Here is a 10,026-nt window from a genome sequence, read left to right on the forward strand (position 1 = left end):
CGTGCATGACGTGGGTGCTGCAGAGCGACGGCCAGGTGTTCGGATTCGCCGGCGGCGGGCCGTACCGGATCGGGCTGCTGCCGGCGCAGCGTCTGACGGACATCCCGCAGGCGCAGTGGGCGGAGACGCTCCGGTGCACGATGCCGGACAGCTGGATCAGCATCGCGCCGATCCCGGCGTCGGAGATGCCGCATCCCAGCGCCGGGCTGCAGCCCGGAGACCCGGTTCCGACTGCGCCCGTCCCCCAGGGTTGACCCCACCCACAGCAGGCCCCGTACCCCTCGGTGCGGGGCCTGTCCCATGCCCGCCGCCGGTGCCGGTGCGGGCACCCGGTCGGGGGCGGCGGCCCGGGTGGACGGGGCGGGTCAGAGGGCGGAGCGGAAGCCCCGGAGCCAGGCCGCGGCGTCGGACGGGTGCATGCCGGCGGGGAGGAGGTAGGTTTCGGCGTCGTCCGGGGATAGGCCGGGAAGCTCGCGGCGTAGGTCACGGGCTGCGTCGCGGCCGGCGGTCCAGGCGGCGATCTCAGATGGAGTCACGCCGCCGCGCCGCCACCGTTGATGAACCGCTCGACGTCCGCCGCACGGACCAATCGGCGCCGGCCGATCTTCACGCTCGCCAACCGCCCGTCCTTGAGCATGGCGTAGACCAGCGTCTGCCCGCAGCGGAGCATCTTGGCGGTCTCCGCGACGGTCAGCAGGGTCGGCGGCGTCGGGGGCGGCTCGGCTGTCGTGTTCTGCGCGGCCGCCAGCAGCGCGGCCATGGCGGCGGCGAGGGCGTCGGTGTTGCTCACGCGACTGAGCGAAAGCCACGATCACGCCGATATCCACTAGACCCTCGCGACACGCCGAACGGTTCGGCGTGTCGCGTCGCTCCCGCAGAAGGTGTCAGTACCCACTGAGACGCTGGCGCCATGGGAAGAAGACCGGAGTGGGTGAAGCCCGTCGAGACGTCGGCGGGGCGACGGTACGAGGTGCGGGTGCACGCCCACCGCGCGGACGGGACGCGCTTCCAGCACAAGAAGCGTTTCCGCACCGTAGATGAGGCCGTGAAGTGGCGGTCGACAGTGGTGTCGCAGGTAGCGCACGGCACACACGTTCCGCCGTCTGAGCTGACGGTGCGACAGGCCGTGGACGACTGGCTCGCCGGGCAACGGATCCGCTCCAAGACCTACACCAGCTACATCACGAACCTGCGCCCGCTCGTCGACCTCTACGGTGATCGGCTCGTGCAGTCGATTACGAAGCAGGACGTCGAGAAGATGGTCACACAGCTGCGAGACGGCGGCCTGCCGATGGGGGACTGGCACGCACCGGAGAAGCTGCCCAAGAACGCGAAGAAGGTGCGTGACGCGTGGTCCGCGAGCAGCATCAACCCTTGCCTGGCACGGACGCGGAACGTCTTCGACGACCTGATGAACCAGGGCGTGGTGGTGCGCAACCCGGCCGCACTGGTGAAGTCGCTGCCCAAAAGCAAGACGGAGCTGCAGACGCTCACCGCCAAGCAGGTCGCCGGCCTGTACGCAGCGACGGCGTCGAACCCGTGGCACGTCGGGTGGCGTCTTGCGCTGATGGGCCTGCGCCGCGGTGAGGTTCTGGCGCTCCAGTGGGACGCGGTCGACCTGACAGCGAAGACGCTGACGATCAAGGCGTCGCGCGCGCCGATTCCGGGTGGCGTGGCGACGGGCGACACGAAGACCAAGGGGAGTGTCCGCACTCTGCCGATGCCGCCTGATCTGGTCACCGCGCTGCGGCGGACCAAGAAGAGGCAGGCGGAGTCGAAACTCCAGCTCGGTTCGAAGTGGAAGGACTCCGGCTTGGTGGTGGTGGACGAGTTCGGGAACCTGCCACACCCGGACTCGTTCGGCCGGCGCTGGCGCCGCGAGTTGAAGGACGCGGGACTGCCCGCGGTCAGGCTCCACGACGCGCGACACAGCTGCGCGACTCTGATGCACCAGGACGGCGTTCCCCTGGCGGACATCGCGGCGTGGTTGGGCCACTCCGACGCGGGCTTCACCTTGGCGACGTACGGGCACTCGACGCGGGACTCGCTCGCCGCCGCGGCGACGCGACTCGGCGCGATCACGAAGGCGGGCGGGAAGGCGACGGGGACCCGGGCGAAGGGATGACCCGCCGTGGGTCACTCGGGGTCACCGGCGTGTGCTGTGGGGGCTCGCCGGGGCCATAGAAGAGCGAATGGGTCAACGGGGGTCATCGGAGGCACCTGCGCAGGCCGTCGCCTGAACGAGAAAACCGCCTCCGACGCAGGTCATAAGCGGTTCTCGTGGGTGCCCCCGGCAGGATTCGAACCTGCGGCCTTCTGCTCCGGAGGCAGACGCTCTATCCCCTGAGCTACGGGGGCGTCAGGGCGTAGCAAGGTTAGCGCACCGCTCCGCCGAATAGGAAACCGGCTGGCCAGCGCCCATGCGGCGCCGGGCACCGTCGCCACCGTCCGGAGTTCCCCACGTCCCGTCGCCGCCCACACCGGGCGTCGCATGCCCCATCGGTGGTCGACACCGCACCGGGGAACGCGACGGCGGGTGGGGGAGGTGATGACGGGCGCTCATCGGTCGTGCGGCGGAGCCGTCCTTCGTCGGGTGACCGCCCGCCCCGCGGCGACCTCGCACGAGGGATGCAGGCGCAGGTCATTCGTCCTGCCTGTCGGGGCTGCGGCGAGGCACCATAGGATGGTTGCCTGTGACTGAAGACGACCTCTCACAGCTGCTGCACGCCTCGGCCACCGCCGTGCTGCGTGACCGCGGCCTCGATGTGTCGGTTCTGCCCGACCGGGTCACCGTCGAGCGTCCGCGCAACCCCGAGCACGGCGACTACGCCACCAACCTCGCTATGCAGGTGGCCAAGAAGGCGGGCACCAACCCGCGCGAGCTCGCCGGCTGGCTCGCGGAGACCGTCGGCGCGGCCGACGGTGTCTCGGAGGCGACGGTGGCGGGCCCCGGCTTCCTCAACATCCGGCTCACCGCCGACGCGCAGAACGAGCTGATCGCCACCGTCCTCGACCAGGGTCACGCCTTCGGCCGCGGCGACTCGCTGACCGGCGAGCGGATCAACCTCGAGTTCGTCTCCGCCAACCCCACCGGGCCCGTCCACCTCGGCGGCGCGCGCTGGGCCGCGGTCGGCGACAGCCTCGGCCGCGTGCTCGAGGCGCAGGGCGCCGCGGTGACCCGCGAGTACTACTTCAACGATCACGGCGCGCAGATCGATCGCTACGCGCGCTCGCTGGAGGCCGCCGCGCTGGGGACCCCGACCCCGGAGAACGGCTACGCCGGCGACTACATCGACGACATCGCCGCGAAGGTGGTCGCATGCCACCCCGGCATCCTGGAGCTGCCCGAAGAGAAGCGCGTCGAGGCCTTCCGCGCCGACGGTGTCGAGCTGATGTTCGCGCACATCAAGCGGACGCTGCACGAATTCGGTAGCGACTTCGACGTGTTCACGCACGAGGACGAGATGCACACCGACGGACTGGTCGACCGGTGCGTGGCGCAGCTGAAGGAGTCCGGCAACCTGTACGAGGCCGACGGTGCCTGGTGGCTCAAGTCCACGGACTACGGAGACGACAAGGACCGCGTCGTGATCAAGTCCGACGGCAACACCGCGTACATCGCCGGCGACATCGCCTACATCAAGCACAAGTTCGATCGCGGCTTCACGCTCGCGATCTACATGCTGGGCGCCGACCATCACGGCTACATCGGTCGCCTGCGGGCCGCCGCGGCCGCGCTGGGTTACGACCCCGAGCGCATCGAGGTGCTGATCGGGCAGCTGGTGAACCTGGTCTCGGGTGGCCAGAAGGTGCGCATGAGCAAGCGGGCAGGCACGGTCATCACCCTCGACGACCTCGTCGACGCCGTGGGCGTGGACGCCGCCCGGTACTCCCTGGTGCGCTCGTCGGTGGACACCTCCATCGACCTCGATCTCGACCTGCTGACCCAGGCGAGCAACGAGAACCCGGTCTACTACGTGCAATACGCGCACGCGCGGCTGTCGGCGATCGCGCGGTCGGCGCTCGAGCTCGGTTTGGCGTCCGCGGACGCAGATTCGGGCACAGCCCCGCCTCCGCTGAATCTAGGCCTGCTCGACCATCCTCGCGAGGGGGATCTCGTCCGGACGCTGGGCGAGTTCCCCGCGGTGGTCGCCGCCGCCGCGAGTCTGCGTGAGCCGCACCGGGTTGCGCGCTACCTCGAGGAGCTGGCCGGCACCTACCACCGGTTCTACGGCGAGTGCCGCGTGCTCCCGATGGGCGACGAGCGCCCCACCGATCTGCACCACGCACGCGTCGCGCTGTGTGCGGCCACCCGGCAGGTCCTCGCCAACGGCCTTGCTCTCGTAGGCGTCTCGGCGCCGGAACGGATGTGACCGTGGGTACCACCGCGCCGTCGGGCCCGCCGCCGATCCCCGAATCCGTGAATGCGCTCGCCGCGCACGTGTGGCCCGCCCACGCGCGCCGGGAGGCCGACGGCGAGGTGAGCTTCGCCGGCGTCGGCGCGAGCGAGCTGGCCGCCGAGTTCGGCACGCCGCTGTTCGTGATCGACGAGGACGACTTTCGCGCCCGGTGCCGCCGGATGCGGGACGCGTTCGGCCCCGGATCGCGAGTCCACTACGCCTCCAAGGCGTTCCTGTCGATGCAGGTGGCCCGCTGGGTGCAGCAGGAGGGACTCGCCCTCGACGTCGCCAGCGGCGGCGAGCTCGCCGTGGCGCTCCGGGCTGGCTTCCCGGCCGAGCGGATCGCGTTGCACGGCAACAACAAATCCGTCGCCGAGCTGACCGCCGCCGTCGAGGCGGGCGTGGGCCACGTGGTCGTGGACTCGCTGTCGGAGATCGACCGGCTCGACGCCGTCGCGCGCGCCGCCGGCTCCGTGCAGGACGTGCTAGTGCGCGTTACTCCCGGTGTCGAGGCACACACGCACGAGTTCATCTCCACCGCGCACGAGGACCAGAAGTTCGGATTCTCGCTCGCCGCGGCCGAAAGCGGCAGCCCCGCCGCGGCCGAAAGCGGCAGCCCCGCCGCGACCGAAAGCGGCAGCCCCGCTGCGACCGAAAGCGGCAGCCCCGCTGCGTCGTTCGGCGGGGCCAGCCCCGCGATGCAGGCGATCGACCGCGTGTTCGCCGCCGACGGTGTCCGCCTCGTCGGCCTGCACTGCCACATCGGCTCGCAGATCTTCGACGTCGACGGCTTCGAGATCGCCGCGCATCGTGTGGTGGGGTTACTGCGCGACGTGGTCGCCCGCTACGGCGCCGAGAAGACCGCGCAGATCGCCACCGTCGACCTCGGCGGCGGGCTCGGCATCGCCTACACGCCAGACGACGATCCGCCGCCGGTGGAGGAGCTGGCCGCCAAACTACTCGACATCGTCGCGGCCGAGGCCGCCGCCGTGGGCCTGGCCGCACCGCATCTTGCCGTCGAGCCCGGCCGGGCCATCGCCGGTCCGCCCGGCATCACGCTGTACACCGTGGGGACCCTCAAGGACGTGCGGCTGGGCGAAGGCGGCGGCGTGCGTCGCTACGTGAGCGTCGACGGCGGCATGAGCGACAACATCCGGCCCGCGCTGTACGGCGCGGAGTACACGCAGACGGTGGCGAACCGGGCCCCGGATGGGGAGCCGACGCTGTCCCGGATCGTCGGGAAGCACTGCGAGACCGGCGATATCGTGATCCGCGATGCCTGGACGCCCGGCGATCTGGCCGAGGGCGACCTGCTGGCGATCGCCGACACGGGTGCGTACTGCTACTCGATGGGCAGTCGCTACAACATGCTCACGCGACCCGCCGTGGTCGCGGTGAAAGACGGTGCGGCACGGCTGATCCTGCGCCGCGAGACCGTCGAGGACCTGGTTAGTCTGGAGGAGATGGAATGACGACCGACGAGCGCGCGAGCGCCGCACCCGGCGCGGGTCGCGAGCTGGGGGTCGCGGTGCTCGGCATGGGCACCGTCGGCACCGAGGTGGTGCGGATCCTGCGCGACGGTGCCGCCGATCTCACGGCCCGTGTCGGCGCGCCGATGGTGATCCGCGGGATCGCGGTTCGTGACATCGCGAAGGACCGCGGCGTGGACCCGGCGCTGCTGACCACCGACGCCCAGTCGCTGATCGACCGCGACGACGTCGACATCGTGGTCGAGGTGATGGGCGGCATCGAGCCCACCCGCACCCTGATGCTGCGCGCCCTGGACGCGGGCAAGTCCGTCGTCACGGCGAACAAGGCGCTGCTCGCCGAGTACACGGGCGAGCTGGCCGACGCCTCCCGCCGAGCGCGCGCCGACCTGTACTTCGAGGCCGCCGTCGCCGGCGCGATCCCCGTGATCCGGCCGCTGCAGCAGTCGTTGGCCGGCGACACCGTCGAGCTGGTGGCGGGAATCGTCAACGGCACCACCAACTACATCCTCTCGGCCATGACCGAGAGCGGCGCCGACTACGCCGAGGCGCTCGCCGATGCGACCCGGCTCGGCTACGCCGAGGCCGACCCCACCGCCGACGTGGAGGGCTACGACGCCGCCGCCAAGGCCGCGATCCTCGCGTCCATCGCCTTCCACACCCGGGTCAAGGCCGAGGACGTGTACCGCGAGGGGATCACCGGCGTCACCGGTGCCGACATCGAGTCGGCCAAGGCGTTCGACTGCGTGATCAAGCTTCTCGCGATCTGCGAGCGGTTCACCGATTCGACGGGCCAGCAGCGGGTCTCGGCGCGCGTGTACCCGGCTCTGGTGCCGGCAAAGCATCCCCTCGCCAGCGTCGACGGCGCCTACAACGCGGTGTTCGTCGAGGCCGAGAACGCCGGCCGGCTCATGTTCTACGGCGCCGGCGCCGGCGGCGCGCCCACCGCCTCGGCGGTGCTGGGCGACCTCGTGATGGCGGCCCGCAACAAGGTCCACTTCGGCCGCGGCCCGCTGGACTCGGTGTACGCCAACCTGCCGGTCGCGCCGATCGGCGATGTGCAGACCCGGTACTACGTCGCGATGGAGGTCGCCGACCGGCCGGGTGTGCTGAGCTCCGTCGCCAACGAGTTCAGCTCCCGCAACGTGTCGATCTCCACGGTGCGCCAGCAGACCGACCACGGCGGGGCGGGCGCCCGCCTCGTGGTCCTGACCCACAACGCACCCGACGCGGCGCTGTCCGCCACCGTCGAGGCCCTGAACAAGCTGGACGTGGTGACCGCCGTGTCGAGCGTGCTCCGTCTGGAGGGAACTGATGACTGATTCAGCGTCACGAGGCCGTGTCCACACGCCGTGGCCCGGGCTGATCGAGGCCTACCGCGACCGGCTGCCGGTCGGGGACGACTGGAAGGTCGTGACCCTGCGTGAGGGCGCGACGCCGCTGCTGCCGGCGCGGGCGTTGTCCGAGCTGACCGGGTGCGAGGTGCACCTGAAGGTGGAGGGCCTCAACCCGACGGGCTCGTTCAAGGACCGCGGTATGACGATGGCGGTCACCGAGGCTCTAGCCACCGGGAAGAAAGGTGTGCTGTGCGCGTCCACCGGGAACACGTCGGCGTCGGCGGCGGCTTATGCGTCGATCGCCGGGCTGGAGTGCGCGGTGCTGGTGCCCAAGGGCAAGATCGCGATGGGCAAGCTGGCGCAGGCGGTGATGTACGGCGCGCGGATCATCGAGGTGGGCGGCAACTTCGACGACTGCCTCGAACTCGCGCGGAAGACCACGGCGGAGTACTCGTCGATCGCGTTGGTGAACTCGGTCAACCCGGTGCGGATCGAGGGGCAGAAGACGGCCGCGTTCGAGATCGTGGACGCATTGGGTAGGGCGCCGGATGTGCACGCGCTGCCGGTCGGGAACGCGGGCAACATCACCGCGTACTGGCGGGGTTACAGCGAGTATCACGCGGACGGGATCATCGCGGCGCGGCCGCGGATGCTGGGTGTGCAGGCTGCGGGGGCGGCGCCGCTGGTGCTCGGGGCTCCGGTGAAGGACCCGGAGACGATCGCGACCGCGATCCGGATCGGCAGCCCCGCGTCGTGGAATCAGGCCGTGGCCGCGAAGGAGGAGTCGGGCGGGCAGTTCCGGGCCGCGACCGACGATGAGCTGCTGGAGGCGTACCGGCTCGTCGCCCGCACGGAGGGGGTGTTCGTGGAGCCGGCGTCGGCGGCGTCGGTCGCGGGTCTGCTGGCGGCGACGAAGGACGGGTGGATCGAGCGGGGCTCGCTGGTGGTGTGCACGGTGACCGGCAACGGCCTCAAGGACCCCGACACCGCCCTGAAGGGTGTGCCGGAGATCGCCTCCGTCGGTGTTGACCCGGTGGCCGTCGCGGCCGCGATGGGACTGGGCTAGTGGCTTTCGAGCTGCCCGTAGGTCTGACGGTGACGGTGACGGTGCCCGCGTCGAGCGCCAACCTCGGACCCGGCTTCGACACCCTCGGCCTGGCGCTCGGCCTCTATGACGATGTCACCGTGACCACCGTCGAGCACGACCTCACGATCACCGTCGAGGGGGAGGGCTGGGATTCGGTACCGACCGACGAGACCCATCTCGTGGTGCTCGCGCTCCGGCGTTCGATGGCGTACCTCGACATCGCCGCGCCTGGGTTGAAGCTTAAGTGCCACAACCGGATTCCGCACTCGCGCGGGCTCGGATCGTCAGCCGCCGCGGTGGTGGCGGGGATCGCGGCCGGCGCCGCGCTGGCCGAGGTCGCGGGTGCGGCGCGCGGGCTCACGGCGGCGGGCACCCTGCAGCTGGCGTCCGAGTTCGAGGGGCACCCGGACAATGCGTCGGCCAGCGTGCTGGGCGGTGCAGTGGTGTCGTGGACCGAGCAGGTCGGTGCCGACGGTGGCGGGCAGGACGCCGCAGCGGAGCGGCCCCCCGTCTACGACGCCCGTCGCATCGACGTGCACCCCGACGTGCGCGCGTACGCGTTCATCCCCGATGTGCAGTCATCGACCGCCGTCACCCGCGGCCTGCTGCCCGAGCGGATCCCGCACGCCGACGCGGCATTCAACGCGTCCCGTGCCGCGCTGCTCGTAGTCGCGCTCGGTCAGGCGCCCGAGCTCTTGCTGGCGGCCACCGAGGATCGTCTGCACCAGCCGTACCGCGCGCACTCGATGCCCGCCACGGCTGCTCTCGTGGAGAGCCTGCGCGGTGCGGGGATCCCGGCCGTCGTGTCCGGTGCGGGGCCGACGGTGCTGGTGCTCACCGCCAAGCCGCTCCCCGCGGACGTCGAGCTCACCGCGGAGGGCTTCACGATGCGCGAGCTGGCGATCGTGGACGGCGTCGCCCGCACCTGAACATGTGCACCGTTCCGTCGCCCGACATGTGCACCCCTTCGTCGGTTCGGTAGTCGATCGAACCGACGGAACGGTGCACATGTTGGTCAGCGGCTCGACGGAACGGTGCACAGGTTGGATGGGGGACACGCGGATCGAGTGGAGTGGCCGACGTGTTGACACAGTCGCTATCATGGGCATAGTGCCCGGCGAGTAGCCTTGGGCACGCACTTCGGTTCACCCATCTGGAACGCCCGAATCCCAACCGGCGATTCGATCGCGTGGCCTCGCTTATCGTCGAGGCGGCCGTCCCGACATCGGTCACGGCAACCGGAGCGACACGATTGCACCAACTTTCGTGGCACCCAATACCCCGTCAGTACGTCGTGCGGCGAGCAGTTCGACGGCGGCGCGGGTCCACGCCCGCCTGCGGCACGACGCAGTGCGTGGAAATGAAAGGACATCCGTGACCGAAACGGACCTGCTCACCTCCCCGGCCGAGGGCGCCTCCGCTGCGCCTACAGACGCCAGTGCCCGGCGCGCGGACGAACGCCGCCGCTCGGGCCTCAACGGGATGGTGCTCGCCGAGTTGCGCGCTATCGCCGCTGACCTCGGCATCAAGGGGATCTCGGGTATGCGCAAGGGCGACCTGATCGGCGCCATCACCGCCCAGCAGGGCGGCGAGGCGGCGCCGGCAGCGACGACACGCACCCGGGCGCGGCGCACTGTCGCCGCCCGGACCGAGGCGCCGGAGCAGGCGACGCTGCCCGTTCAAGCGCCTGCGGACGGTGCCTCGGCGCAGCAGCC

General features: G+C 70.8%; 10 protein-coding genes and 1 tRNA gene. 8 read left to right on the forward strand and 3 right to left on the reverse strand.

The window, feature by feature from the left end; all coding sequences use genetic code 11:
- Positions 1 to 254: hypothetical protein (locus ABD908_RS24865; RefSeq protein WP_345001136.1), on the forward strand; the 254-nt coding region annotated here is incomplete at its 5' end.
- 111 nt (positions 255 to 365) lie between these two features.
- On the opposite strand, the gene ABD908_RS24870 is transcribed toward ABD908_RS24865, so the two are convergent.
- Both ABD908_RS24870 and ABD908_RS24875 read right to left on the reverse strand, forming a co-directional pair.
- Positions 366 to 536, reverse strand: a complete 171-nt coding sequence (locus ABD908_RS24870) for a hypothetical protein (protein ID WP_345001138.1) — start codon at positions 534 to 536, stop codon at positions 366 to 368.
- Positions 533 to 790, reverse strand: a complete 258-nt coding sequence (locus tag ABD908_RS24875) for a helix-turn-helix domain-containing protein (RefSeq protein ID WP_345001140.1) — start codon at positions 788 to 790, stop codon at positions 533 to 535. Before ABD908_RS24875 ends, ABD908_RS24870 begins: the two co-directional genes overlap by 4 nt.
- Before the next feature lie 120 nt (positions 791 to 910).
- On the opposite strand from ABD908_RS24875, the gene ABD908_RS24880 reads away from it, so the two are divergent.
- The gene (locus tag ABD908_RS24880; RefSeq protein WP_345001142.1) at positions 911 to 2,125 is read left to right on the forward strand and encodes a site-specific integrase; all 1,215 of its coding nucleotides are present in this window, start codon (positions 911 to 913) and stop codon (positions 2,123 to 2,125) included.
- Positions 2,126 to 2,285: 160 nt separating this feature from the next.
- Here the strand turns inward: ABD908_RS24880 and ABD908_RS24885 are convergent.
- Positions 2,286 to 2,358: transfer RNA gene (locus tag ABD908_RS24885), tRNA-Arg, on the reverse strand.
- 335 nt (positions 2,359 to 2,693) lie between these two features.
- On the opposite strand from ABD908_RS24885, the gene argS reads away from it, so the two are divergent.
- The 6 genes from argS to ABD908_RS24915 form a co-directional block, all read left to right on the forward strand.
- The gene (gene argS, locus ABD908_RS24890) at positions 2,694 to 4,373 is read left to right on the forward strand and encodes an arginine--tRNA ligase (protein ID WP_345001144.1); all 1,680 of its coding nucleotides are present in this window, start codon (positions 2,694 to 2,696) and stop codon (positions 4,371 to 4,373) included.
- Positions 4,374 to 4,375: 2 nt separating this feature from the next.
- The gene (locus ABD908_RS24895) at positions 4,376 to 5,872 is read left to right on the forward strand and encodes a diaminopimelate decarboxylase family protein (protein WP_385923840.1); all 1,497 of its coding nucleotides are present in this window, start codon (positions 4,376 to 4,378) and stop codon (positions 5,870 to 5,872) included.
- The gene (locus tag ABD908_RS24900) at positions 5,869 to 7,209 is read left to right on the forward strand and encodes a homoserine dehydrogenase (protein ID WP_345001148.1); all 1,341 of its coding nucleotides are present in this window, start codon (positions 5,869 to 5,871) and stop codon (positions 7,207 to 7,209) included. Before ABD908_RS24895 ends, ABD908_RS24900 begins: the two co-directional genes overlap by 4 nt.
- Positions 7,202 to 8,290: a threonine synthase gene (gene thrC / locus ABD908_RS24905; RefSeq protein ID WP_345001150.1), complete on the forward strand. Its 1,089-nt coding sequence runs from the start codon at positions 7,202 to 7,204 to the stop codon at positions 8,288 to 8,290. Before ABD908_RS24900 ends, thrC begins: the two co-directional genes overlap by 8 nt.
- Positions 8,290 to 9,240 (forward strand): homoserine kinase, encoded by a 951-nt coding sequence (gene thrB, locus ABD908_RS24910; RefSeq protein ID WP_345001152.1) that lies wholly within the window; start codon positions 8,290 to 8,292, stop codon positions 9,238 to 9,240. Before thrC ends, thrB begins: the two co-directional genes overlap by 1 nt.
- A 445-nt stretch (positions 9,241 to 9,685) precedes the next feature.
- Positions 9,686 to 10,026, forward strand: a 341-nt coding sequence (locus tag ABD908_RS24915; protein WP_345001154.1) for a Rho termination factor N-terminal domain-containing protein, incomplete at its 3' end; no start/stop codon positions are given.

The sequence above is a fragment of the Tsukamurella soli genome, assembly GCF_039541155.1.
GTDB lineage: Bacteria > Actinomycetota > Actinomycetes > Mycobacteriales > Mycobacteriaceae > Tsukamurella > Tsukamurella soli.

What these genes read in the sequence shown, in the direction of transcription:
- ABD908_RS24880 (WP_345001142.1), top strand. Translation starts at nt 911, where the DNA reads ATGGGAAGAAGACCGGAGTGGGTGAAGCCCGTCGAGACGTCGGCGGGG.
- thrC (WP_345001150.1), top strand. Translation starts at nt 7,202, where the DNA reads ATGACTGATTCAGCGTCACGAGGCCGTGTCCACACGCCGTGGCCCGGG.
- ABD908_RS24900 (WP_345001148.1), top strand. Translation starts at nt 5,869, where the DNA reads ATGACGACCGACGAGCGCGCGAGCGCCGCACCCGGCGCGGGTCGCGAG.